This window comes from Blautia sp. HCN-1074 (assembly GCF_037890165.1).
Taxonomy (GTDB): Bacteria; Bacillota; Clostridia; order Lachnospirales; family Lachnospiraceae; genus Blautia_A.
In genome coordinates this window covers 47,980-73,967 of the sequence record NZ_JBBKBP010000022.1, presented here as the reverse complement: position 1 = coordinate 73,967, position 25,988 = coordinate 47,980, and the positions used below count along the sequence as shown (strand labels likewise).

At 42.3% G+C, this 25,988-nt stretch carries 17 protein-coding genes and 2 riboswitches; of the genes, 14 read left to right on the top strand and 3 right to left on the bottom strand.

Translation table 11 applies throughout. The features are described from left to right. Nucleotides 1–203: 203 nt before the first annotated feature. From WKT11_RS15850 to WKT11_RS15835, 4 genes are all read left to right on the top strand, one after another. Nucleotides 204–623, top strand: coding sequence for an RNA polymerase sigma factor (locus WKT11_RS15850; protein WP_003061815.1), 420 nt, complete (start codon nt 204–206; stop codon nt 621–623). Nucleotides 624–626: 3 nt separating this feature from the next. Beyond that, entirely contained in the window at nt 627–881 is a 255-nt protein-coding gene (locus tag WKT11_RS15845) for a helix-turn-helix domain-containing protein (protein ID WP_002322727.1), read from the top strand. A gap of 373 nt (nt 882–1,254) precedes the next feature. After that, complete coding sequence (locus WKT11_RS15840; RefSeq protein ID WP_002322728.1) at nt 1,255–1,458, top strand: excisionase; 204 nt, start codon at nt 1,255–1,257, stop codon at nt 1,456–1,458. 77 nt (nt 1,459–1,535) lie between these two features. Next, nucleotides 1,536–2,726, top strand: a complete 1,191-nt coding sequence (locus tag WKT11_RS15835; RefSeq protein ID WP_003062094.1) for a site-specific integrase — start codon at nt 1,536–1,538, stop codon at nt 2,724–2,726. A gap of 198 nt (nt 2,727–2,924) precedes the next feature. Here WKT11_RS15835 and WKT11_RS15830 read toward each other — a convergent pair whose 3' ends face one another. Both WKT11_RS15830 and WKT11_RS15825 read right to left on the bottom strand, forming a co-directional pair. Beyond that, nucleotides 2,925–4,040: an adenosylcobinamide amidohydrolase gene (locus WKT11_RS15830; protein WP_025580994.1), complete on the bottom strand. Its 1,116-nt coding sequence runs from the start codon at nt 4,038–4,040 to the stop codon at nt 2,925–2,927. A gap of 44 nt (nt 4,041–4,084) precedes the next feature. After that, nucleotides 4,085–4,903: a leucine-rich repeat domain-containing protein gene (locus WKT11_RS15825; protein WP_161324057.1), complete on the bottom strand. Its 819-nt coding sequence runs from the start codon at nt 4,901–4,903 to the stop codon at nt 4,085–4,087. A 203-nt stretch (nt 4,904–5,106) separates the two neighbouring features. Then, a riboswitch (cobalamin riboswitch) is annotated at nt 5,107–5,309 on the bottom strand. Between the two features lie 512 nt (nt 5,310–5,821). Between WKT11_RS15825 and WKT11_RS15820 the strand changes: the two genes are divergently transcribed. Continuing rightward, nucleotides 5,822–6,727 (top strand): hypothetical protein, encoded by a 906-nt coding sequence (locus tag WKT11_RS15820; protein ID WP_118247309.1) that lies wholly within the window; start codon nt 5,822–5,824, stop codon nt 6,725–6,727. Between the two features lie 681 nt (nt 6,728–7,408). Here the strand turns inward: WKT11_RS15820 and WKT11_RS15815 are convergent. Further along, on the bottom strand, nt 7,409–8,647 hold the full coding sequence (locus tag WKT11_RS15815) for an IS110 family transposase (RefSeq protein WP_340285197.1): 1,239 nt from the start codon (nt 8,645–8,647) through the stop codon (nt 7,409–7,411). A gap of 266 nt (nt 8,648–8,913) precedes the next feature. After that, nucleotides 8,914–9,128: riboswitch (cobalamin riboswitch) on the top strand. A 149-nt stretch (nt 9,129–9,277) separates the two neighbouring features. Here WKT11_RS15815 and WKT11_RS15810 point away from each other — a divergent pair. The 9 genes from WKT11_RS15810 (at nt 9,278) to WKT11_RS15770 (ending at nt 25,810) form a co-directional block, all read left to right on the top strand. After that, nucleotides 9,278–10,015 (top strand): hypothetical protein, encoded by a 738-nt coding sequence (locus WKT11_RS15810; RefSeq protein ID WP_025580300.1) that lies wholly within the window; start codon nt 9,278–9,280, stop codon nt 10,013–10,015. A gap of 379 nt (nt 10,016–10,394) precedes the next feature. Then, on the top strand, nt 10,395–15,410 hold the full coding sequence (locus WKT11_RS15805; protein ID WP_173704737.1) for a hypothetical protein: 5,016 nt from the start codon (nt 10,395–10,397) through the stop codon (nt 15,408–15,410). A gap of 58 nt (nt 15,411–15,468) precedes the next feature. Beyond that, nucleotides 15,469–15,939 (top strand): hypothetical protein, encoded by a 471-nt coding sequence (locus tag WKT11_RS15800; RefSeq protein WP_022381184.1) that lies wholly within the window; start codon nt 15,469–15,471, stop codon nt 15,937–15,939. 356 nt (nt 15,940–16,295) lie between these two features. Next, nucleotides 16,296–18,833, top strand: coding sequence for an Ig-like domain-containing protein (locus tag WKT11_RS15795; protein ID WP_055151894.1), 2,538 nt, complete (start codon nt 16,296–16,298; stop codon nt 18,831–18,833). Continuing rightward, on the top strand, nt 18,830–20,080 hold the full coding sequence (locus tag WKT11_RS15790; protein ID WP_340285196.1) for a DUF4430 domain-containing protein: 1,251 nt from the start codon (nt 18,830–18,832) through the stop codon (nt 20,078–20,080). Before WKT11_RS15795 ends, WKT11_RS15790 begins: the two co-directional genes overlap by 4 nt. Beyond that, a complete protein-coding gene (locus WKT11_RS15785) occupies nt 20,073–21,065 on the top strand; it encodes an energy-coupling factor transporter transmembrane component T (RefSeq protein ID WP_195659076.1) in 993 nt (330 codons plus the stop codon). The genes WKT11_RS15790 and WKT11_RS15785 overlap by 8 nt, the downstream gene beginning before the upstream one ends. Next, nucleotides 21,062–22,819, top strand: coding sequence for an ABC transporter ATP-binding protein (locus tag WKT11_RS15780; protein ID WP_340285195.1), 1,758 nt, complete (start codon nt 21,062–21,064; stop codon nt 22,817–22,819). The genes WKT11_RS15785 and WKT11_RS15780 overlap by 4 nt, the downstream gene beginning before the upstream one ends. Continuing rightward, nucleotides 22,798–23,688, top strand: a complete 891-nt coding sequence (locus WKT11_RS15775; protein WP_022380417.1) for an ECF transporter S component — start codon at nt 22,798–22,800, stop codon at nt 23,686–23,688. Before WKT11_RS15780 ends, WKT11_RS15775 begins: the two co-directional genes overlap by 22 nt. After that, nucleotides 23,675–25,810, top strand: a complete 2,136-nt coding sequence (locus WKT11_RS15770; RefSeq protein WP_161233744.1) for an Ig-like domain-containing protein — start codon at nt 23,675–23,677, stop codon at nt 25,808–25,810. Before WKT11_RS15775 ends, WKT11_RS15770 begins: the two co-directional genes overlap by 14 nt. Nucleotides 25,811–25,988: the final 178 nt, after the last annotated feature.

Below are 25,988 nucleotides of genomic sequence, written 5' to 3'. Positions count from 1 at the left end.
TGTGATTCTTAATGATACAATATTACTATGTTTTAGCTTTAAAGGCTCGTACAGACTATATGTTTTGTGCGGGCTTTTTTCATACCCGAAAAAATTTAAAAAATTTTTCAAAAGAGGTCATTAAATCACACCTAGCTGTCCTTATATGGTGCGGAAAGAGGGATAAACACTTTTCAAATCATAAAGGAAAGGAGGTGAGATTGATGAAACCGTCTGACTTCCAGAAAACAGTTCAATGTCGTTTTGAAAGTTGTTTAAAGAAAGTTGTCCGTAGTGTCGTGAAAGATTATTACAAGGAATTAAACCGTCGTAAGAATAAAGAAATATCTTTCAGCGAATTGCCAGATGTCCTTGTTGATAAAATGGCTGTTTGGGACGACTACGAAACAGATTATACAATCTTTTCAGTATGTGGCATTGATATTCGTGTCCTTGATGATGAATTGGCAGAAGCCTTGAAGAAACTTCCAGAAAGAAAACGCAATACTCTGTTGATGTATTACTTCTTGGAAATGACAGAAAGTGAAATTGCCAACTTGCAGAAAATCACGCAAAGCGGTGTATTTAGAAACCGACATCACGCTTTGGAAACTATGAAAAAAATACTCAAGGAGGAACATTAGAAAATGAAACAGTTATTTAAGAAACCGTCTTATTACTTGATTTCATCAGCTATGGACGGAAACGAAAAAGCGATTGAAAAATTACTGGCATTTTATGACCCTTACATATCAAAGTGCTGTTTGCGTTCACTTTATGATGAATACGGCAATGTTTATATCGTTGTAGATATGGAATTAAAAGGACGTATCAGAGAAGCACTTATCAAAATGATTTTAGGTTTTGATATTGAAGATATGGACTTAGAACCAGAAGAATAAGCAGTTTTTAGCGGAGCATGATTTAATATCCCCCTCTTTCCTGCTCTGCCACCTGCTTTTATATGAAAGCAACACGCTTTCACCACAGCTCTTTGACAACTGAATAAAGCAGACAGATACGTTTGTGAGATGGCGAGCCACGGGGACTGTACGCCACGACCTTTTCAAAAGAAAGCGAGCGACCCACGCAGTGATCCGAGAGCGACTGTTGGAAAAGTTGTTTTGCCACGACCTATCCTCACAGAATAATGATACGTCCGCATGGTGCGGTTCTGCCCACAAGAATGGGAATAGTTGAGATACTAATGGAGCTTTCCAAAGCCGTCTGCCTGCTTGTAAAAAACGACACACAGTAAAGGGGGGTGCATAGATTATGAACAATACTGATGTGCCTATTTGGGAAAAATATACGCTGACGGTTGAAGAAGCGTCCAAATACTTCCGCATTGGCGAAAAGAAATTGCGTAAATTAGCCGAAGAAAATCTTGACGCTGGCTGGGTTATCGTGAACGGCAACCGTATTCAGATTAAGCGAAAACAATTTGAAAAAATCATAGATACATTGGACGAAATCTAATGTCATTGAGCCGTAGATATGGTATAATAAATATAGCGTATCACGGCTCGTTCCATGACGGAAAGGAGCTTTACACTATGTCTAATGTAAAACGAAAAGACAGTAAAAATCGCAATTTGCGTAATGGAGAGAGCCAGCGAAAAGACGGAAGATACGTTTATAAATATACCGATATATACGGAAAGCCACAATTTATCTATTCTTGGAAACTTGTACCGACAGACAAGACACCTGCTGGAAAGCGTGATGATATATCGTTGAGGGAAAAAGAAACACAGATTAAAAAAGACCTTAACGACGGTATCGATACAGCAGGCGGTAAAATGACAGTCTGCCAGCTCTACGACAAGAAGAACAGCCAAAGAAAGAACATCAAGAGGGCTACTGAAAAAGGACGACAGTATCTTATGAACGCTCTGAAAAATGACCCATTGGGTATGAGGGCGATTGATACTGTTAAGCAGTCGGACGCTAAAGAATGGGCTATCAGAATGAGCGAAAAAGGATACGCCTATAAAACGATTGATAACTACAAGCGTTCCTTGAAAGCGTCATTTTACATGGCGATACAAGACGACTGTATCAGAAAGAACCCGTTTGAATTTAAGCTAAGTGATGTTCTGGAAGATGATACGGAGCAGAAAGTTATCCTTACACCAGAGCAGGAAGAACGCCTGCTTGCCTTTATGGAAAAGGATAAGATTTACAGCAAGTATTATGATGAGGTTGTGCTTCTGCTGGAAACGGGACTTCGTATTTCTGAATTTTGCGGACTAACGACGCATATTGATATGCAGAACAGAATACTCAATATAGACCACCAGTTATTGAAAGACAGCGAAATCGGCTACTATATTGAAACGCCAAAGACCAAAAACGGAAAACGAGAACTTCCATTGACAGAACGGGCTTATCAAGCAATCCAAAGAATACTAAAGAACAGAGGAAAGGCACAACCGTTGATTGTAGGTGGTTATAGCAATTTCCTATTCTTGAACCGTGAGGGCTTACCTAAAGTTGCAGGAAACTATGAGGGCATGGTGCGAGGACTAATTAAGAAGTATAACAAGTATCACACGGACAAGTTACCGAACATCACACCACATTCATTCCGACATACTTACTGTACGAATATGGCAAACAGAGGAATGAACCCAAACACCCTGCAATATCTTATGGGACACGCTAACATAACCATGACACTTGGCTATTATGCACACGGTACATTTCAATCTGCAAAAGCAGAACTGGAAAGACTGGCTTGTTAATATCGGAGCTTATATTTACTACTCATTTACTACTTTTGGTTGCATTTTCATGCTGGTAAATGCCAGCTTATGCAAGGTATCTTCCAAAAAGAAAATACCGATAAAGCCCTAAAATACGGGATATATCGGCATTTACCAACTTATGAAAAGATAATCAGAAATTTAGTAAGTTTTTACCATAAAAATGTGATGATCCAACTATGATCTGACAGAAAAATAACAGATTAAAATATAAATCAGCTGTTCTTTAAGTGAAAATGTTTTCAGTACTTCGTTCTTCCATACATCTTCAGGATAAACATCGCCCAGATAAGTATCCCGTCCACAGTACAGTCCATAAAGAAGCAGCCTTTTTCCCTCTCGGACAGCCTCCGGTTCCATGATTAGTCCCCAGCGAAGCTGATCCATCAGATGAAGATAAAGAGACACACATAAAACCAGATTGCTGTTTCTGTTTCGCGATAGAAGTATTCCTTCCAGCTCAGAAGCTTTCTTAAAACTAATATTGTATGCATGAAAAAGAATCTCATGCTCTGTATAAAAATCCCACAGAGTTCCCGGGGTGATTCCATATCTGCCAGTACGAACAAGAACCTGAAACTGTCTCGGACCACAGGCAGCTGTCTGTTTCATCAGGGCATGTTTTACTGCCATACGGACTGCCCTGCCAATCAGCTCTCCAAGCTTGGAATGTCCGGAGGCATCGGTAAGTGTCAGCTCTCCCTCCATAGCCGAGGCAATCACCATTCCGTCAGTACCAGAACCTGTCGCGATTTCTTCTGAATAACAGCTTCCAAGTAAGAGATGTGAAACGGCCGCTGCTTTTGCCTCCGAAGCAATCATCATTGAGCGGACCATGGCTGCCTCTGTAACATTCTGATTGATATAGATAAAAACATTGATCGTACCGGGTGGCAGCATCTCGTAAGCGCCGTTTCTTTCATAGTAAGAAGAAGGATCTCCCGGACACATTCCGTTTGAATCAATTCCCCCTGTAACAGCAGCAGTCACGGATAACTCCTGATAACAGATTTTCTCAACAGCACACAGTTCAGTCCATGCCGCTGTGCTGAGTGCGGTTGCTGTCTGCGGATCAATTCCCAGCTCTTTTGTATGAATGTTCAGGTCTTCCTCATAGGTGTTTCCAAGCATTTCACATTCATAGGCACCATTCATGCAGTTGATATTTAAAGCATGCGTGAGATGAGCAGTGATCCCGCCATTAAGAGGACTGGTGCTAAGAACCCTTGTTTTTCCCGGAAAAGAAAAAACAGTACATCCCTTCTTTTGAAAATAAGTAAAAGTATCATTCATAAACATTCCTCTTTTTTGTCTGTTCAATACAGATTTTGTTGTTATTAGGAAAAGTATTCTACTTTGAATCCTGACTGCTGGCAGTATCTGTCTACTTTAGAACCTTTATAACAGCGGATCGTAGCCGCTTTGTTGATGATCCATTCCCCGATAAATTCAGGATCATGGCGAATCTCCAGATACTGCAGGCGGTTACATCCATGAAAGATCCATTTTCCAAGGTATCTGACATTGGGCGGAATCACCACAGAGGTCAGATTACAGCACTTAAAAAAAGCACTCTCATCAAGGACTTCCAGCGAATCAGGCAGCTGCAGCGAATCCATTCCGCAGAAATAGAAAGCCTGCTTTCCGATAACCCTTAAATCCCCCCCCGGAAAAGAAATACAACTCAGTTTCTTACATTTATAAAAAGCCCTGTCATCGATTTCTTCCAGAGAGGCAGGGAAAACAACTTCCGTAAGAGTAGCGCATTCTGAAAAGGCATTCGGACCGATAAATGTCAGTTTGCTGTTCGGGGCGAACTCCAGACTGTTCAGTTTTCGGCCATTGTTAAATGCATTTTTTGGAATACTGGTAAGGCTGGCGGGAATTTTGACTTTTTTCAGAGAAATGCAGTCTGAAAATACCCCTATGCCAAGTTTTTGCAGATGTTCAGGAAGCTCTATTCTGCTTAACCGGGAACATCCCTGAAAGGCTTTGTTTCCAATCTGTTCCATTTCATAGGGAAATACCACAGAACGAATATCAGGTCTGTTAAAAAAGGTTTCTGCTGAGATAGAGCGGCAGTTTTGTGGAAGTTCCATATTCTTCTCAATATACTGTCCGCAGTTACGACGCGTAAGTGTCAGAGAATTTGACATAAAAAAATACTCCTTTGCTGATAGACAATGTTGTTTTCTCTGCATGGGAGTAGTATGGACTATGATAAAAATAACAAGGTACCAATAACTGCCGGTGTTCTATATTCCTTAAAAGGAACAGAGAAAACATATGTAAGGATGATACTTCTGTAAAAAAGAGAACACTAAAGAAGATCACCCTTCCATTTCCTATTGCGTGTAGTTAATGGCGGCAGTTTATAGCAGGTATTCTGACTCACGCAGTAACGCCATGTCTCTCCTTCTCGCATAACGATGCAATGGATATGAGATATGGCTGCACGTATACAGCAGCACGACTGTTCAGGATTCTGACCTGATTCCCTCTTAGCTGAAAGTCCGACATTTCTATACCGTGACTGACAGAACTAAAAACCGGTAATTGTCAATGAATGTTCGATTAAATTGTATTATACGTATTATACACTTTTTTGGAGAAAAGACAACAAATTTTTTGAGGGGGAGACAAAATCAGGGAGGGGACGCGCAGGGAAAGCGTTTCTTTTCTGTGCGCTGGTTATTGGATGTGTGGGGATTTGTATGATTTGCAGGTAATGTTTTTGGTTTTGAAATAGTAGTTGAATAGTAATTGAACAGTAATGTGTGAAATAGTGCTTGATTTTTGAAACAGCGTATTTTAGACTATAGATTATAGTGAAAATCTTATATTACTCGTGCCAGGTCTGGCGGTTCATAACGGGTTTCTCTGGCGTTCGCCGACATTTTCACAAAGATAATTTAAATTTTATAGTGGTAAAGCAAACGTTCCTGAATATTATAACATTCTGCCCGTTGGCTTTGCCTGAACGGGAGGTGGGAATAAAACAGTTCATGTTTGATTAAGGGGTGTTTTGGAGGTTCTCAAAGCTCTGGGAAAATGTTATAATAAGGAGGAATTAAATGAACAATACGATTTTTGATGATGTGTTCCGTACTATGGTTGAAAAGATACCACGGCTGGTTATACCATTGATCAATGAAGTGTTTCATACATCCTATCCGGAAGATGTAGAGATCACGCAGCTTCGCAATGAGCACCAGCAGGCGGACGGGGAGGTCATCACGGATTCCTGTCTTCTGATCGGGAAGAAGATGTATCATATTGAATGTCAGAGTACGGATGATACGACAATGGCAGTGCGTATGATAGAGTATGACTTTGCGATTGCTATTGAATATGCGGCAAAGCAGGGACGAAGGTATGAGATAGAGTTCCCGAGATCCTGCGTGTTGTTTTTGAGAAGTTCGGGGAATACGCCGGATTTTCTGGAAACGAATGTGATTTTTCCGGATGGGAGAAAGCAGATGTACCGCGTACCAACTGTAAAAATGGCTGATTATACAGCGGAAAGTATTTTTGAGAAAAATCTGCTGATGCTGCTTCCGTTTTATATCATGAGATATGAGAAAAGAGCCCATGATATGAGGGAGAATCCCCGGTTATTTCAGACATTGTTGAATGAGTATGAGGAGATACGTGTAAAGCTTGAAAAGGAACTGACAGGATCTGGAAGGTCGGAATTATATACGGATCTGATAAAACTGATTGTAAAAATCTCGGACTATATCTTCCAGGATGAAGAGAAGATCCAGAAAGGGATAGGTGATGCTATGGGTGGAAAAGTTTTGGAACTGGAATCGGAAAGGTTAAGAGCGGAAGGAAAAGCAATTGGCGAAGTCAGAGGAGAAGAACGCCTTAGTGTTTTGATTAATAAACTTATTCTTGATAAGAGAAATGATGAGATTCAGATCGTAGTGACAGATGCTAAAAAGCGCAGACAGTATTATGATGAGTATGGGCTTTAGAACAGAGTGTGGAAGATCATTCCTTTGATTTGTATATTCCACATTGTGGAGATTCTGTAAAAGAGTGTTTTCTCAGACGTATTCCGGGAATAATAAGGGAAGTAATTATTTGTATTACTATTCACTGGTAGTATCCCGCGAGGTGTTTTTTGTGAGCGAAGGTCACAGAAAACCCGAGAAATACCGCGCGAATTTATGCGTTTAGCATAAATTCTGTGCATCGCGTAGCGTGTTACTGGGCACGGAGTGAACAGTAATTTATTTGTAATCGGGATATTGACAAATTATGGACAAAATGTTAAGATGGTTTCGTAAAAAACGAATAGCGTTTAGCGCACATGTACAGCTCATTACTACGGTAATGATTGAAGAATCGTTGGGTGAGAATCCCAAACAGGGTTCCGTTCCCTTGCAGTATATTTAGTCTGCAGTTCACTGTATTCTTGTAATGGTATTCAAAGGGAATACTATAATGCGAAGGATATGAGTGAAAGTTCAATCTGTACATTATATTCCCTGCCAGTATGGTGGGGATTTTTTTTGCACTTGCTACGAAAATAAAACACGTAGCAAAAAACTGAACCTTGACAACAAATGTTTTCAACAATTATGAAAGCATCACTATAAAGCAGTCACAGTATTGGCTGCCTGTAGTGAGATATTGATCGTATTTAAGAAAGGCTAGCTTTGAGCTTCCACATGATAACCATGCTTTTCCAATTCCCGTATATAACGAGAAAGCTGTTTTTGTTCACAGTGCTTACGTCTTGTTTCAAAACAGGATTCGTCAAATAGAGTTCCTTGTTTTAACATTGTGTAGATGATGACAAGAAGTTTTCGGGCAAGTGCGACAATCGCTTTTTTGGCTCCTTTTTTCTGTTTGATTCTCCAGTACCATGCCGAAAGATAAGTGTTGCGTTTCCCTGCAATCACCCAGGCAATTTCGCAGAGCATACTTTTTATGTAAGGATTGCCTTTTGTGACAGAGGTGCTTTTTCGTTTTCCAGCACTTTCGTTATTACCTGGGCACAAACCGGCCCATGAGCAGATGTGTTCCGCAGTTTTAAACGGCTTCATATCAATACCGATTTCAGCAATAATTGCACAGGAAGCAGTTGTGCTTATTCCATAGATGCTATTCAACTGCTCAACCTGCAGGGCAAATGGAGCCATATCTTCCTCGAGACTCGTTTCAATTTCAGCAAGATGTTTCTTTAAAGAATCATAATGAGTCATGAGAATCCTTAAAAATGCCTTTTGGTGTTCTGACAGTGTTCCGTTCACGGACATGAGAATTTCATCAATACGGTTTCTGGTCTTGGTTTTGAGACAAGAATCTAAAGCAGTTTTATCAATCTGCCCATGTTCAATTAAATGCAGAATGATGTTTCTACCCGAAGCGCCAAAAATATCAGAAATAAAGGATGATAGACGGAAGCCGGAACTTTGTAAAAATTTCTCAATCCTGTTCTTCTGTGACGTAATATCGCGGATGACACTCTTACGGTAACGATTTAGATCGCGGAATTCCCAAATTCTTTTTTCGGGAATAAAACTTCCGTTCAAAAGTCCGGCGCGAAGCAAGGTGGAAATCCATTCGGAATCCCGCATATCGGTCTTTTTGCCAGGAACATTTTTCATATGGCGTGCATTTACAACAAGCAGGGTAATGTCACCAGAGAAAGCATCCTCCAGTATTTCATAAATCGGCATCCAATAGATACCGGTGCTTTCCATAGCTACATGATGGCAGTTTTTAGAAACGATCCAATTCCGTAATGCTATCATATCCGGAATCAATGTAGAAAACTCACGGATTTCAGAACGGGTTGGCTTGCCCAGAGGACCAGTCAGGATACATGCAACAATTTTTTCTTTGTGGACATCCAGTCCACAGGAAATTTCCAGAAGGTCTTTCATACAGAACAACTCCTTTACTATAGAATTGGCAGGAGATTTGCCCGAGATAATACGGACTTTGCTACTCGTGCTATTCATAAAAGGTGCGACAATATGCTGTGCTCAAGGGCAAATCATTTACGTTGACAAACGGGGTGCAAATCCTCCAAGGTGCAATCAAACTTAATCCTGCCTAAGACTATTGTAAGGCAAAAAGAGAAGTGAAAAAAGTAGTGGAGTCAGTATCCTATTTTCATTATAGGCTGAGATAAGCTTTCATGATTCGTTGATAACAGAATATCGGAAGTAACGTTATCTCTTTATCTTTAGCTTTTGGAAATCCGGTGAGATACCGGTACGGTCTCATCCCCACTGTAATAAGGACGAACACTGCGAAGCCATTGGAAATTATTTCTGAGAAGGGCAGTAAGTAGGTTAGAGTATGTCTGAAAAATACTCTGGAACTTTAAGTCAGGAGACGGACTTTAGTAAAAATAAAAAACAAATATCTGTAGGCATAACGGAGGTTTATTTTTTATACCCTTTCTTATGGAAAACAGGTATCAAACGTGGTCTGAAAAGGCTGCGAAATGATATATTTTGCAGGATAACCTGCAAAAAAATAATACATTTAATTAAGGAGGAAACAAAATGAACATGAAAGTAAGAAAAAGCGTGATTGCATTCTTAATGGCAACAACAATGGTAGGAAGCACAGCAGTACCGGCTATGGCAGATACAGTAACTGCAAAAGTGTCTATAAAGACAACTGGTTTAACAGGAAAAAATAGTGCGTCACCAGACATTGTGCCAGAAAAAGTTGTTACAGTAACAAATTCCAACGGTTCTGTTACTGCACTAGATGTTCTGAAAGCAGTTTCGGGATCTGATACTGAAACAAAAGAGACTTTAAATGGTAAAACTTATCATTATCAAGGAGTTTTAAGTTGGTATGATAGTCAGTATGGAAATTATATTCCAGCTGTTAAAATGGAAAATCATGCTAATAGCGATTTAGGGAAAGTATTTGCAGATGATGGTACAGCAAATAAAACAGCAAACTCTCTTGCTAACGGAAGAGGAAAATATTTCAAATTATCAAATCTTAATACAACAGAAACAGAAAGCATGAAGGTTACAAAAAATTCAACCTGGAACAATATAGTACATAAAACAGATTGGCTTTCTGAGAAAGACTATAATAATTATTCAGGTTGGATGACTATTATTGATGGTAATACAGATAACTTAGGTGTTGATACTGTACTTTCCGACACTAAAGAACACACTGTATGCTTAGATTTTTCTATGATGATGGGATTAGATCTTGGATTTTCCAGTTATGTTCAGCAGGGAGATCAGTGGATTCAGGTTCCGGGTTGGAAATAAAGTAAATTTTAATAGCAAATAAAAAGATGAAGATACTAATGCTTTATAAAGTTTCACTTTATAAAGCATTAGTTCTTCGTCTTTTTCATATTATTTTAATTTTAGGGTGTAAATAGATATGAAGAAAAAGAAAAAAGAAAAAAAAATCTTATATCAGTTAATATTCTCAGCTTTTCTATTATTTAGTAATGCCTATCTTGTAAAAGCTAATTCAGATATATTATCACAAGATTCAACAGGGAAATACTGTATTAATACAGAACAAGATTATTATAATTTTATCGAAAATATACAAAATTATAATAATAAAACGGTTATACTATGTAATGACATTGACATTTCAGATGTTCCAGAAGCAACATCTAGTTTTGGCGGCATATTGAACGGAAAAGGACACACCATTACATATGCTTCAAAAGAAGCAAAAGAAAACATTGCTGTATTTCCTTTTCGTATAAATGACAATGGAATTGTAGAAAATATAAATGTACAAATTGATGAATCATATGCATATAATAGCGAAACAGATGAATTTCAAACTGTCTTTTCGCGATGTGATGGAATTGCAAAAGGAATAACAATTAAAGGAAACGTAACTTGTATTTATGACGATGAAGATACAGATGTTTATATAGGTGCAATCGAGGGAAACGGAACTTTAATGGATTCTTCCATAGCAATAACTTACGATTTGCAGAGTGAAAAAACAATCGAAGAAATAGCTGACGATATTGTTGATAATGATTTATCATTTGAATTTTGTCAATTAGGAACAATTAATACTGGAATAACTTACCAAAATTGTATAGGATATGGACAGTATTCGGAAGCAATAAAGTCATTAGCAGATGAACTGGAACCCAAAATAAAAGATAATACATGGGGATATCTATGTGTTTCATTTACACGAAAAAGTTTTTTTAGTACGTCAGCAAGTGCAACCAATTGTTATTATGATAAAGAAAATATGCCAGACATTAAAATCATGTCTGAATATATTACAAATAGAGATAATAATAAAGAGTTTCCTAATTATGCTGATTTTGGCAAAACTACGTCTGAAATGAAAAACCAGGGAACTTATGAAGGGTTTGACTTTAATAAAAAATGGACTATTTCCCCAGAAGATAATAATGGCTATCCATATTATAATCCACAAACCGAAGAAATAACTCTTAAAGTTCAGGCTTCCACTGAACCTAAAGTATGGAGTACAAGCGTACCCAGAGATTATAATCGTTTTGTTGATTATGCTAAAAATTATCATTTCCCATATCAAGTAGATATTATAAATGGTGAAAAAAAGAATATTTACGATGACGGTAATAATAATGTTGTAAATGTGATAGGTGTAAAATTTACAGATTTAACTGATGAACAACAATCTATTATTGAAAAATATGGTATAGAAGTAGTTTTGCCATCTGATGATGTAAAGAAAGATATAAAATCTGCTACAATTGATACGAGTTTTTTAGGCGAACGTCCATTAAGCGTAGAATGGATTAATATGCCTATTTTGAAATTTAAAGATGGAAAAGAAGCACAAGCAGAAGAAGATGGGTATAGTTTCAAAGTTGAAGTAGTTGACGGTACTGGTGAAGTTGTAGACAATGGAGCTAAGGGAAACTCAAGTAATCCAAGTAATTGGCCATCTTACTATGAAAAAGCTAAAAAGGCTTGTAACATTATTATGAACTATTGCCAAAATAAAAATGCCTTTGGATCTAAAGAATCCCCATCCTATGAAAATACAGATATTTGGGCCATTTTTACAGCAGCTAGATGCGGCTATATTCCATATGGAGATACAAATTATTTTGACAAATGGTTTGCAAATACCAAAGAGTATTTGCAGTTACTTAAAAATCAGGGAACTGATGTTTCTCAATGGAAGACAACAGAACTTTCAAAATTAATTTTAGCTATTGAAGCTATTGGATATGATCCAAGGGACATTTCGTCTGTAGACCTTCTTTCGGCAGTTGGATCAAGAAAAAGCACAGAACTTACTTATACAACTGTATATGCTATTAATGCAATAAAAGCAGGTGGGTATACCGCTGACACTTTTAAAGATACAGAACTTAACCAATGGGCACATGATACAGCAAAAGCTTTGTCAAATGCCGAAGACAAAATTTTTGCAAATGCCGACAATACCATGGGATGGCAGCCACTTATTTTCTGGTACAAAAAGCCTGGTTACGATGATGTAACAGAAGCTGTAGACAAGGCATTACATAAGCTTCCAGCAATTGCACAACGTTCAACAGGTTCATTCTGTACACCAGGATTTGAAACAGGATGTATGTCTTATGGAAACAACGCATGGAATGATGCACAGGCAATGCTTTTTGCAGGAACGTTTGGTGTAAATGTTTTAGATTCTTCCAGTGGATATACTAAGAATGGAAACAATATTCTTGATGCATTCTTTGATCTGGTAGATGTAGATGGTGTTTTTGACGGAAGTATTCATGGATTCACAAATTATGATGTTCCGCAGATTGCACGTGGTCTGGATGCATTTATCAGACAATATGAAAAAACATCCAGCTTCTGGGAATTTACAGACGTAACTGTTCCAACAAAAAAAGTTAACAACATGATCCTTGCCCTTAACGATGACAGTACGAAAAAGCAGATCAAAGAAGCGAGAGACGCTTACGAAGCATTAGACGAAACTCACAAGGCAATCTTTAACAAGGATACACTTAGAAAGCTTCTTGCAGCAGAGACTGGTTCAGGTAATTCTATTGAAAAAGCTATGGCAGCCATTAATGCGATTCCGGCAGCGGATAAGCTGACACTGGATGACAAGGCGGCTGTAGAGAAGGCAAGAACTCTTTATGATTCACTGAATGATGAAGAGAAATCTGTAATTACAAATTACTCTAAGCTGACTGAAGCAGAGGCTAAGATCAGAGAACTTGAGAAACAGCAGGAGCAGAAAGATAAGGATAAGAAAGCAGTAGAGAAGGTTATCGCTGATATTGATGCGCTTCCTTCTTCTTCTGAACTGACTCTTGATCCGTATGTTCTGCAGCTTCTTGACCGCGTACAGGCAGAGTACAATGCTCTTACAGATGCGCAGAAAGCTCTGGTTACGAATTACAGTACGTTACAGTATCTGAGAAATCTGATTCCTGATCTGAAGGCTGCGGCTGCAGTTGTTGATAAGATCAAGGCAATCGGCGAGGTTACTTCCGATAATTATCTGAAGAAACAGGCTCTTGTAGTGGAAGCCAGAACGGCTTATGATGCCCTGACAGCAGATCAGAAGAAGCGTGTGACAAACTATGCAGAGCTTGAAAAAGCGGAGTTGTTTATCAGCAGACAGAGTACGGATGAGAAGGTTGCTTATGTGATCTCCTTTATCGATGAACTGAATATCACTACTTCATCTTCAGGTGCTCTTTCTGACGGACCTCTGAGACTGACAGAGAAGAATAACAATGTTCCGACAGAGAAAATCTGGAATGACTGGAAGGCTTATGTGGTAAATGCAAGAGCATTGTATGATACGCTTGATGACCAGCAGAAAGCCCAGGTTACAAATACAGCTTCTCTGGAGAAAGCAGAAGGTTATATTTACCAGCTGAAAGCCGATGCGCTCAAGGCAATGCTTAAAGCACTCCCGGATGCGCAGACAGTACGAGGATATGAGGCACCTCAGCCGACTACAGTTCCATCAGCACAGGAGGCAGCTTCTGTTGAAGAGGAACAGGCGGTACCGGCACAGTCTGAGGGATCTGATTTCTCAGATGGAAGTGCGGACGCATTCAGCAGTGATGAAGTTGATGAGCAGGCAGCTGAGACAGTGGATATCCCTCAGGCAGAATCAGCTGAAGATACTGAAGATGTCCAGACAGATGTTGATTTCTCCTCTGATGAAGAAGTTCCGGCAGCAGGTGATACCTCTAAGCGTGAACTTACAGAAGCAGAGCTGAAACAGATTGCAGAAGCCAAGAATGCTTATGACAGATTAACAGAAACAGAAGAGAAGAAATTCAGAAGCGAGAACACCGCACTGGTTGAGAATATGGAGAAGCTTCTTGCCATGGCACTGACTTATGAGAAAGGCCAGAGTGCATATCAGCAGTTCTTCGCAGATGAAGCAGCACAGATTTATGCAACAGTAAAAGATCACCCGGTAGACAGAGATTCCTACGCAGATGTTAAGGCTTTCCTTGACCGTTATGCTAAGGATTATCAGGGACAGGAAGATGCCATGGCAGGCCTGAAAGTCAAAGTCGGCAGTCAGGAGATGACTTTTGCAGAGGTTATCGCAGCACTGACGGCACAGGCTGACAAGGCAGGTAAGGACATTTCAGATGCACAGCAGGCAGATGAGTGGATCAGCAATCTTCCGACTGCTGTTACCAAAGAGAACATTGCAAATGTAGAAGCAGAGCTTGCAGCACTTCAGAAGCTGATCGACGGCATGAGTGTGGAAGGCAAGTCCTATATGTGGAATGCGAAGCAGTTAGGGCTGATCAAGACGATCGTGGCAGATTACCACATTGAACTTGCGGGCAAACAGGGTGCATTTAAGGCAGATATGCCTGCAGATCTTCAGACAAAGGCAATCAACTATAAGACTGTCCAGATCAGCTGGAGCAGCGTGGATAACGCAGACGGATACATGGTATACCGCAGAACAGCAGACAGCGGATGGAAGAAGATCGCATCCCGGGTAACAGATATTTCCTATAAGGATCAGAAAGCAGTTACAGGAACAACCTATTATTATACTGTTAAGGCGTACTCTTACGCATGGGGCGAGATGACTGTAAGCAGCTATGACAAAGATGGTGTTGCAGGAAAAGCCAGACTTGGCAAAGTAAAGATTGCTACGGCAAATTCTGAAAGCTACAGTACGATCCGCGTAACATGGAATAAGGTTTCCGGTGCAAATGGATACAGAGTATACCGTTCCACTTCAAAGGATGGCAAGTATACAGCGATTGGTTCCACTGCAAAGAACAGCGCAGTTACATTCCTAGATAAGAAAGCAGTTACCGGTAAGACTTATTATTACAAAGTACGTGCTTACCGCAATGTAAGCGGAAAGAAAGTATACGGAAGCTATTCAGCAACAGAGAAAGCAAAGGCAGTACTTTCTGCTCCGACCCTGTCCGCAGGCTCAACTTCAAAGACAGCAGTGCTTGAATGGAGTAAGGTAAAGGGTGCCGATGGCTATCAGGTATATGCCAGCGATTCCCAAAATGGTACCTATACCCGCATAAAGATCACCAAAGGTACAGGTGCGACAGACGAGAGCCTCCTCACCGGAAAGACCCGTTACTATAAAGTACGTGCTTACAGAAAAGTAAACGGAAAAGCAGTTTATGGCTCTTTCTCAAAGATTAAAAAAGTAACTGTTAAATAATAAAATCAGTATGCAGTGTGTTATCAACACACTGCATACCCCAAAAGAAGATAAGAGAATGAAAAAAGCATTTATAATTATAATTTTATGTATGATTTTGCAAATTTTTACAGTTACTGTATATGCAAATGATAGCAATGTAAATATTGTAAGCGCTGATAATTATGAATCACGGGAATTTAATCAATGGAAGCGCGCTAAGTATAATTTTTCATTTAATGTATCTACCGAAAAGAAAACTATAAAGGCATTATGTAGTGCTGTGTTAACTGCAACTGGAACAGCAATTGGATCTTGCGGAGGTGAAGGAGCAGCTATAGCAGGAAGTGCAATTGGAGCGGGAATTTCTTCTTATGCGAGTGATTGTATAGAGGAACATTACAGTAAATTCAAAAAAAAGGGATATGGTACTTCAATTACAGCTATGTATGGTTCAAAATTGCGCGTGATTATATCGATATATTCAGATTCAGCAAGAACAAAATTAGTTTCTGAATATAAAATGTCTACAGATTCCTATCCTGTATAATTTATATATATGAATAAAATAAAAATATTTTTGCTGACTATTTCATTAATGTTTTTGGCGAGCCTGGCAGCTATATTTATATCAAGAGAATTTATATTCCACAATAAAATTTCAGATTTGAGCTGCCTGTTAAACATATGGAAAGATACTTATGGATGGAATTTTCTGATAAATGTAATAATCGCTCTGATAATTGCTGCAAAATTTGGAAAGAATGATACAAAAAAATAAGGCAGATGTCCTTTCTACCTGCTATATGACAGGGGGAGAGTCATCTGTCATTTTGTAATTTCAGGAATTGCGGGTGCTATTTTACCCGGATGTAATTTTTTAGATTAAAAACGCGGAGGAAACAAATGAATAAACAATGGATGGCACTGCTTCTCAGTACAGGAATTGCTGTGACCGCATGTCCTGTACCCGCAGCCCAGATGCCACCGGCTGAGCAGATACACGGGGAGGCAGAAGAAACTTCTGTCCCTGTACAGCATGATGATTCTGACGACAGAGAAACTGCGAATGAATTCCAGTCTGACACCGAACCATCTCAGTCAGAGACAGACGATGGCGCGGCCGGAAATGAAGAAGAAAATAATGAAGCCGGTGAAGAAAAGCTGGATATACCAGCCATGATTTCCTGTATTCAGGAAGCAGCGGCGCTCGAAGAAATTGATCTGTCCTCAGAAACGGTCTCGAAGTTCTTTCTTGCCAGTGACACCTATGACAGTCTGACAGAAGAGGAGCAGGCAGAAATTGATGCCGGAGTCAAAGAGGCTCTTGAAACTGTCCGAAACCGTATTGCGGCACTGATTTCTTCTGACAGTGGAGTGACCGCCACGGGAAATCCCTGGTATGTGCAGACCCATGTGCAGGAGAACCCGGATCAGGAACAGACTATACAGGAGCTCTCCGAAGCATATCCGGGGACTCTTCCACAGCTTCTTTATGATATAAATATTTCCTATACGGATATCCGTACAGGAGAAAACTATCAGCCAATGACGATGATCTCTCTGACATTTCTTGTCCCGGATGGATATGAGAGTCTGACGAAACCGAGGGTTCTTAGAAGTACCGGGGATTCGTTTATGGAACTGACCCCTCAGACGACAGAAGATAACCGCTTCTATCTGGACAGTGCCAGAACTTTAAACCATCTGATCATTGCTGACTTCCCCGCAGGACTTCAGGGAATCTCTCTTAACAGTAAATCCGTTAAGATCAACCGGGGGCAGAAATACACCCTGAAGGTGGTCCCGGTACCGGAATCGGTTACGGAAGAGTATACAGTGACATGGAAAAGCAGTGACACTTCTGTTGCGAAAGTAAGCAAAAAGGGAGTTGTCACAGCAGTAAAGAATGGCAAAGCTACGATTACCGCTTCTGTAACACAACATCCGGAAATGACGGCCTCCTGTAAGGTAACGGTCATGCAGGGAGCAAATGCCCTGAAGAAATCGGTCAGTCAGGTTATGGCAGAGACCAGCGCCTATATGCGTGCAACAGATACCAATCCTTCTGTTGGCAGCGAATGGTATGTGCTTGGACTGGCGAGAGGCGGTTTAAGCCTGAAGGAGAAATATTTCTCTACCTATTATAATCACACGGCAAATTATATCGAGGAAAAGAAGGGAATCCTTACCAATACTTCCAAATATACAGAGTATTCCAAGAGAATCCTGGTCCTGACCTCAGAGGGGAAGGATGCCCGCAATGTGGGTGGTTACAATCTATTTCAATATATCTCTGATTTCAGCCTTGTGAAGGAACAGGGATTAAACGGTCCGATCTGGGCACTCCTTGCCCTTAACTGCCACCCGGAATATTCTTTCCCGGAGAACCCGTCTGCGAAGGAGCAGAATTCGGAATCTGCGCTGGTGAATTTCCTGCTGCAGAGTGAACTCCCGGGTGGCGGATGGACGCTGATGGGAAGTAATGCGGATTCTGATATTACCGGCATGACACTGCAGGCGCTGGCACCGTATTATCATAAATCAGGTTATGAGAATGTGACTGCTGCCATTGACAGAGGGCTGAATAAATTGTCGGAAATGCAGAACGACAGCGGTGGATATTCCACGATGGGTGTGGAGACAGAGGAGTCCTGTGCACAGATCATCACGGCTTTATGCAGCCTTGGGATTGACCCGGAGACGGATTCGCGTTTCATCAAGGGCGGCCACTGGACAATAGAGAATCTTCTTTCCTATCATATCGATGGAAGTGGATTTATGCATGTAAAGGCGGGTGCCGGAAATAACGGCGGGGCGGCAGCAGGCACTCTGGACGGGATGGCTACGGAGCAGGGATATTACGCACTGGTTGCCTACCAGCGCCTGAAGGATGGCAAGACGAGCCTTTATGATATGTCAGATGTGAGTATCAAAAAAGGTGGCAAGGGAGATGGTTCCGGTACCGGTCTGAAAGAACCCACGCCGATTCCTACCCCGACGCCGGTTCCTGCCACAACACCGTCAGGCGGCAATACGAAAACGCCGGGTGGATCCGGGAAATCTCTGGGTGGTAAGTCTTCCGGCAGCAAAAGCTCCACGGGTTCCGAAAGCTCAGGAAAGGATAGTGGCTCCGGTTCAAAGGATTCTAAAAACAGTAAATCAAAGAACAGTAAGTCATCAAAGGATAAGAATTCCGGCGGCTGGGATTTCGAAGCAGAGCCTTATACAGAGTCGGAAGAGACTTCACAGATGGATACCGGTGAGGATGGATATCAGGAAACTGCCGGGGAGAGTGGAACCGGAAGTCTGACCTCAAAGAAGAAAGAATATGGTATGATCTTTGGTTTTGCGGCAGGCGGTGCTCTGGCGGGAGGACTGGCAGGCAGCGGCATTAAGGCCGGAGTGAGGGCTCTTATTAAGAAGCGGAGGAAGAAGAAATGAGGATAAAGAAAAAGGGACTTGCCCTGTGGCTTGCACTGTTTCTGGGGGTAAGTTCGCTCTCAGGTTGTGGCGGCGGGGATGACGGCATGACACAGCTTTCCGAAAAAGGAGCTGAGATCTTAAACAGCACGGAGGAAGATTCTGATACAGATGTGGAACCTTTGAAGCAGAAAACAAAGCTTCCTGAGGACGGAATCATCACCCAGGCACAGATGGAAACGATCGCCGGAAAGGACGAAAAGTATTATTTTACCGGAAAAACGGACAGCGGGATCAGTTATAAATGGACTTACAATGGAAGCCAGATTCAGAATCCGGTGGAGCAAAAACTTCTGGTACAGTGCAGTGAAGATGGAACAGAAGAGGTAAAGAAGCTTGCCAATGATGCGCCTTATGCGTTGAAAGTCACACTGGAGAAGATGAATCTGGCAGCGCCTGCGAAGCTGACCCTGAATCTGAAAGAAAAATGGGACGCGGATAAGGTTCTTTACTGTCTGGAAGAAGATGGAAAGCTTTATCAGCTTGATACTGCAAAGATTACTACCAGAGAAACCGGAAAGAAAAAAACAGAGCGCACAACACTTACCTTTAACGTGACTAAGACAGGAGGAGATTTCTATCTGATCGGCGGTTCTACCACAGGTGAATCTACGGATGAATCCGATGACAAATCCAAGGGCACTGCTGATAATAAGGATACACAAAACGGTGAAAATTCCACTGGAAGTTCTGGCGGTCAGTCCAGCACAGATGGAAATACCAGTTCCGGACAGACAGACACTTCCGGCGATGGAACAGGCAATACAGACACTTCCGGTGGCGATGACAGCTCAGATACAGCCATGACCTGTACTTTCTCTATCGAGTGTTCTACGATCCTGAATAACTGGGATGATCTGAAAGAGTCCAAGGCAGAATTTGTGCCTGCGGACGGCTGGATCCTGTATCCTTCGGAGGTGGAGTTCTATGAGGGGGAGACGGTATTTGATGTGCTGAAGCGTGTATGTAATCAGGCCAGTATTCAGATGGAGTCGGAGTGGACACCTATGTATAACAGTTATTATGTATCCGGTATCAATAACCTGTATGAGTTTGACTGTGGCAAGGATTCCGGATGGATGTACTGTGTCAACGGCTGGTATCCGAATTATGGCTGCTCGAAATATACGCTGGAGGACGGCGATACGGTAGAATGGCGTTATACCTGCAATCTTGGCAGGGATGTGGGGGATCAGTATTATGACTGATGCTTTTTCCAGGTGCCATCCTGTTTTAAATTTCTTTTATTTTGCCGTGGTGCTGGGGTTTACCATGTTTATCCAGCACCCGGTTTACCTGGCAGTCTCTTTTGTGGCTGCCACAGCTTACTCCATGTGGCTTAACGGAGTAAAGAAGGTTCTGAAAATCAATTTTCTTCTGACGCTACCGAGTCTCCTTATCGTGGCACTCTTAAACCCGATGTTTAACCATTACGGAGTCACACCGCTTCTTTATATAGAAAGCAGCGGAAACTGGGTTACGCTGGAGGCAATGGTATATGGAATCGTTCTGGGATGTGTACTTTTTATTATGATTTTGTGGTTCTCCTGCTATAACCAGATCATGACAAGTGATAAATTTATCTATCTTTTTGGCAGGATTATCCCTGCGATGTCTCTGATGCTGTCTATGGCGCTTCGGTTTGTGCCTCACTTTATGGCCCAGCTGAAGGTGATCCGCAATGGACAGAAATGCGTGGGGATGGATGTGAGCAATGGCAAATGGTTTAAGAAGATCCGTTATGCGTTAAATATGGTGTCCATTCTTGTCACATGGGCACTGGAAAATGCGATTGAGACGGCTGATTCCATGAAAAGCCGTGGCTATGGGTTAAGAGGACGTACGGCTTTTTCTATTTACCGTTTTAACAGAAGGGATAAACTACTGGGAACTATGCTTGTCGGGCTTTGTGTGATTTTCGGATATGGATGTTACCGGGGAGCTACTTTTGCACAGTACAATCCCAGAATCCTGCTTGCCGGTTTTACTGTTTTCGGAAGGGTTCCGAAGCAGTCGTGCAGTCCGCTGCTGGCTGCTGTCACATTTGTCAGCTTTGGTGTGTTCTGTTTTCTGCCGCTGATTCTGGATCTGTGTGAGGAATCTGCCATGAAGAAAAGCAGAAGCCACGTACAGGGAGAGATGGCAGTGACCTACAGAAAGATTTATGAAGATATGGAAGGAGAAGCGAGATGAAGATAATAGAAGTGAGAGATTTTTCCTTCCGTTATGCGAATGGCAGCAGGGAGTCACTGTCTCATGTGTCACTGGATGTGGAGGAGGGTACCTTTAATGTGCTGTGCGGTAAGAGTGGCTGTGGCAAGAGTACGCTGCTTCGCCAGCTGAAGTCGGATCTGGCTCCTTTTGGCAGCAGTTCCGGGAAAATCTGTTATTATGGGCGGGATTTGAAGGAAGTCGGCCACCGGCAGCAGAGCCAGGAAATTGGCTATGTACTGCAAAATCCCGAAAATCAGATCGTGACAGATAAGGTGTGGCATGAGCTTGCATTTGGTCTGGAAAGTCTGGGATATGATACGCCTACGATTCGTCTGAGAGTGGCAGAGATGGCAAGCTATTTCGGGATTCATCAGTGGTTTTATAAGAATGTCTCGGAGCTGTCCGGAGGGCAGAAGCAGCTTTTAAACCTGGCGGCGATCATGGCTATGCACCCGAAACTTCTGATTCTGGATGAGCCGACTTCTCAGCTTGATCCGATCGCGGCTTCTGATTTTCTGGAAACGGTGAGAAAGATTAACCGGGATATCGGCACTACCATAATTCTGACGGAGCACCGGCTGCAGGATGTCATTCCGTGGGCGGACAGGGTATATGTGATGGATAAGGGCAGTCTGCTCACGCAGGGGGCGCCACGGGAGATCGGTGAGTTCCTGAAGAGGGAACATCATGGAATGTTTCTGTCTATGCCGGTTCCCATGCAGATTTATGCAGAGGTAGAAAATAATCTGCCATGTCCGCTGACTGTAAGAGAGGGAAGGAACTGGATCACACAGGTGATGGCAGCAGCTTCTGATACAGTTTCTGTTTGTGAAGAAAGTTATTTTTGTAAAAATAAACAAAAACTGCAAAAAAAGCTGAATACAGTCAGAGATAAACTGCTGCCTGGTTCCAAAAGCTCTATGCCACCGGCTATTGAGGTAAAGGATGTGTGGTTTCGTTATGAAAAAGACGGAAAGGATGTTGTGCAGGATCTGAACCTGGAAGTAAAGCAGGGAGAATTTTATGCGCTTGTCGGTGGAAACGGAACGGGGAAAAGTACGACCTTATCGCTGATCAGTCGTGTTCGTGCTCCCTACAGGGGCAAGATTTTCCTGAATGGGACTGATATCCGCAGGTATACGGATACCCAGCTTTACAGAGGGTATCTGGGCGTGCTGCCGCAGAATCCCCAGAGCATGTTTATCAAGAAGACAGTCCGGGAGGATCTGTATTCTATCATCGGTGGGGCAAAGGAGAAGAAATCTTCCGAATACACTGCCAATATGAGGAAGGCAGAGGCAATCGAGGGAATCGTAAGTCTGACCAGACTGGAAGGACTGCTTGACCGTCATCCGTATGATTTAAGCGGTGGAGAACAGCAGCGTCTTGCACTGGCTAAGGTTCTGCTGTTGCAGCCGAGGCTTCTTCTGATGGATGAACCAACGAAGGGGCTGGATGCAGAATATAAACAGGAACTGGGAGACATTTTAAAGAAGCTCAAAGCTCACGGGATCACTATCTTTATGATCTCGCATGATGTGGAGTTTGTCGCAGAATATGCAGACAGGGTCGGCCTGTTCTTTCAGGGAAATGTGGTGACGTGTAAGAGTGCAAGGGATTTCTTTGCGGGAAACAGCTTTTATACGACTGCTGCCAATCGCATGGCAAGGCATTATTTTCCTGATGCTGTTACCGGAAAGGAGGTGGCTGCGTGCTTGAAGGCAAGGCTTTAGACCAGTTTATGGACCGTTTCTTCGGGGATTCCTGTGCACAGAGCCTGCCCGGGGAAGAGGAATCCGGACAGGAATTAGAGGAATATGAACTGAAAGAGGATGGAATCATTATCCAGCCGATCCATAAAGGAAAGATTGAGAAGCGTACCTGGATTGGTCTGATTATGTTTCTGGCTTTTGTTCCGCTGGTGCTTTTTATCCTGGTTCATAAGTTTCATGGTAAGCATGATGTAGTGATCAGTCTTTTAATACTTGCCTATGCCACGATCCCGTTCTTTATGGTATTTGAGGGCCGGCATCCACAGGCAAGAGAGATTATGGTCATTGCCGTAATGGCGGCTCTTGGGGTCGCAGGCAGGAGTGCTTTCTTTATGATCGGAAGCTTTAAGCCGATTGCGGCCATCGTGATCATTACCGGGGTTTCCTTAGGTGGTGAGGCGGGGTTTCTGTGTGCCTGTCTGATCATGATGATCTCAAATATGTTTTTCGGGCAGGGACCGTGGACACCCTGGCAGATGTTTTCCTATGGAATGATCGGATATCTGGCAGGAATCCTTTTTCAGAAAGGGATTCTCAAAGCCAGGAAGGTGGATCTGTGTATTTACGGATTCTTAAGTGTGTTTCTGATCTTCGGCGGGATCATGAATCCGGCATCTATTCTGATGGCATACGGATACATCACAAAGAAGAGCCTGATCGCGTTTTATATCTCAGGTGCACCGGTAGATCTGGTGCAGGCAACTTCTACGGTAATCTTCCTGTGGATCCTAAGCAGGCCTCTGCTGGAGAAACTGGAGAGAGTAAAAAGAAAATACGGGCTGCTGCAGCGGCCCGAAAATAAGGAGGAAAATGAATATGACAAAGAATAAGCTATGGCAGGCCATTAAGGGGCTGACTCTTGCAGCCGGAATGGCAGTGGGGATTTTTGCGCTGGGACAGACCGATGTTCTGGCAGATACCCTGACGCTGACTGTGGAGAAGAACACGATCGGCCAGGGTATGATCCTGGATCCTGTACAGGTGGAATTTGCGAAAGGAGAAACCTGTGCAGATGTTCTGCTCCGCGGGTTAAGTGAGAACGGGATTACGCCGCTTTATGACACAAATACAAGTTATGGTTTCTACTTAAGGGGAATTGCCAACTGTGACAGTGGAAGCCTGAATCCACCGGCATGTATCCAGAAGGTTCTCTCCGAGACTTCCACCTGGACCGGTGATGCCTATAAGCTTACTGATAACAAATATGCACCGGATCTGACAGAATTTTCCTACTGCTCCGCATCCGGATGGACGTATACTCTGGATAATGTATTTATGGGTGTCGGAATGGGTGCGAGTCATCCGTCAGACGGAAGTGTCCTGCGTGTTATGTTTGCCCTTTGCGGTGGTACGGACATTACAGGATGTGACCCGTATAATAATAACAGGCAGATTTTTGAGGCGGCAGATAAGAGCGAGCTTATCCGCATGATGGGAAAGGCAAATGCAGAGCGTTCCAGATGGTCCCAGGTCAGCGGATTCTCCGGTGCATATGCCGAAGCGGACAGTGCGCTGACTACGCTGGATGCGTCTGCAAACAGAGTTTATGAAGCGGTTCAGCTGCTTAAAAGTATTGAGTCAAAGCTTCCGGTAGCACCGAAGCTGATCAGCTTAAATGCTTCTGATCTGACTCTTACAAAGGGAGACAGCTATACACTGACTTATACGATTGTTCCGTCTGATGCGGTGGGAACTGTAAGCTGGACTTCTTCCAACAATTCTGTTGCAAGTGTAAACGGTGGTGTGGTAACAGCAGTGGGAGAAGGTTCTGCGGTGATTACTGCGAGAGTTTCCGGAAGTGTCTATGCGACCTGCAATATTTCCGTTTCTTCCAGACCGGTCAGTGTGACAGGGGTGAGTATTTCTCCGTCCAGCCTGAATCTCTCAACGAAAAGCGGTTCCAGGACACTGGATTACACGATCACGCCAAACGGCGCAAAACCGTCCTCTTTGTACTGGGAATCTTCCAACTCTTCTGTAGTAACCGTAGATGGCTCCGGCAAGGTAACTCCTGTGGGTGCCGGTTCTGCAGATATTACACTGACTACGGACAATGGAACGAAAGGCACCTGCCACGTGACTGTTACAGCACCGGCACAGAGCATTGCTTTGAGTGACAAAACGCTGACTCTGGCAATTGATCAGGGAACCTATACCCTGACCTGGACATTCAGTCCGAAGGGAAGCGGCGGGGAACTGGTATGGACCTCTGATAATGCAGGCGTTGCCAAAGTAGACCAGAAGGGTGTTATCACACCTGTTTCTGTAGGAGAAACCGATATCCGTGTAAAAACAGATCAGAATGTAACCGCAGTGTGCCATGTAGTTGTAAAGGGTACTGCGAAAGACCTCTTTGCAGCAGGAATGCCAGAGATCACAACCTGCAAGGCGGCAGGAAATACAGTTCTTCTTACTTGGAATAAATATGAAAATGCAGATTCTTATATTATTTTAAGACGTAAGATGGGTGAAAGCAAATTCGCAAAGATTGCTACGGTCAAAGACCTCTCCTATACAGATACAGCGGTTTCTCCGTCAACTCCTTATTATTACAGTGTACAGGCTGTTTCCACCAAATGGGGCGGTGCTATTAAAAGCAGTTATGACAAAAACTTCTCTGTAACAACCAATGGAATTGCACCGACACCAACTCCGGCACAGACAGTAAAACCGAAAACCCCGGCTGTCACAGTAACTGCCGGTAAGAAACAGGCTACACTGAAATGGAAAAAGGTAAGCGGTGCCAAAGGGTATGTAGTATACCGTGCCACATCCAAATCCGGTAAATATAAGGCAGTATCAACGATTAAAAAGGGAAGCACTGTTTCTTATATAAATAAGAAGCTTACGTCTAAGAAAACATACTATTACAAGGTGCGGGCATATCGTACCGAAAACGGTAAAAGAATATACAGCAGCTATTCTAAAGCAAAGAGCGCTAAGATCAAATAATATAAATTCACACAAGTCCAGTGTGTTAGAAAGCATATTGCTGTGAACAGAAACGATGTTAGAGCGTGTTTGAAAAATTAAAAATATAGGATTGTGCTATTTAAGAAAATATGTTATATAATACAATATATAGAGAGTTAATTCTCTATTCGCATGATGAGATGAGTGACGGTTCTGA

Bases quoted from the DNA above. Each gene is read 5' to 3' on its own strand.
- WKT11_RS15850 (WP_003061815.1), top strand. From the start codon at position 204: ATGAAACCGTCTGACTTCCAGAAAACAGTTCAATGTCGTTTTGAAAGT.
- WKT11_RS15845 (WP_002322727.1), top strand. From the start codon at position 627: ATGAAACAGTTATTTAAGAAACCGTCTTATTACTTGATTTCATCAGCT.
- WKT11_RS15840 (WP_002322728.1), top strand. From the start codon at position 1,255: ATGAACAATACTGATGTGCCTATTTGGGAAAAATATACGCTGACGGTT.
- WKT11_RS15835 (WP_003062094.1), top strand. From the start codon at position 1,536: ATGTCTAATGTAAAACGAAAAGACAGTAAAAATCGCAATTTGCGTAAT.
- WKT11_RS15830 (WP_025580994.1), bottom strand. From the start codon at position 4,040: ATGAATGATACTTTTACTTATTTTCAAAAGAAGGGATGTACTGTTTTT.
- WKT11_RS15825 (WP_161324057.1), bottom strand. From the start codon at position 4,903: ATGTCAAATTCTCTGACACTTACGCGTCGTAACTGCGGACAGTATATT.
- WKT11_RS15820 (WP_118247309.1), top strand. From the start codon at position 5,822: ATGAACAATACGATTTTTGATGATGTGTTCCGTACTATGGTTGAAAAG.
- WKT11_RS15815 (WP_340285197.1), bottom strand. From the start codon at position 8,647: ATGAAAGACCTTCTGGAAATTTCCTGTGGACTGGATGTCCACAAAGAA.
- WKT11_RS15810 (WP_025580300.1), top strand. From the start codon at position 9,278: ATGAACATGAAAGTAAGAAAAAGCGTGATTGCATTCTTAATGGCAACA.
- WKT11_RS15800 (WP_022381184.1), top strand. From the start codon at position 15,469: ATGAAAAAAGCATTTATAATTATAATTTTATGTATGATTTTGCAAATT.
- WKT11_RS15795 (WP_055151894.1), top strand. From the start codon at position 16,296: ATGAATAAACAATGGATGGCACTGCTTCTCAGTACAGGAATTGCTGTG.
- WKT11_RS15790 (WP_340285196.1), top strand. From the start codon at position 18,830: ATGAGGATAAAGAAAAAGGGACTTGCCCTGTGGCTTGCACTGTTTCTG.
- WKT11_RS15785 (WP_195659076.1), top strand. From the start codon at position 20,073: ATGACTGATGCTTTTTCCAGGTGCCATCCTGTTTTAAATTTCTTTTAT.
- WKT11_RS15780 (WP_340285195.1), top strand. From the start codon at position 21,062: ATGAAGATAATAGAAGTGAGAGATTTTTCCTTCCGTTATGCGAATGGC.
- WKT11_RS15770 (WP_161233744.1), top strand. From the start codon at position 23,675: ATGACAAAGAATAAGCTATGGCAGGCCATTAAGGGGCTGACTCTTGCA.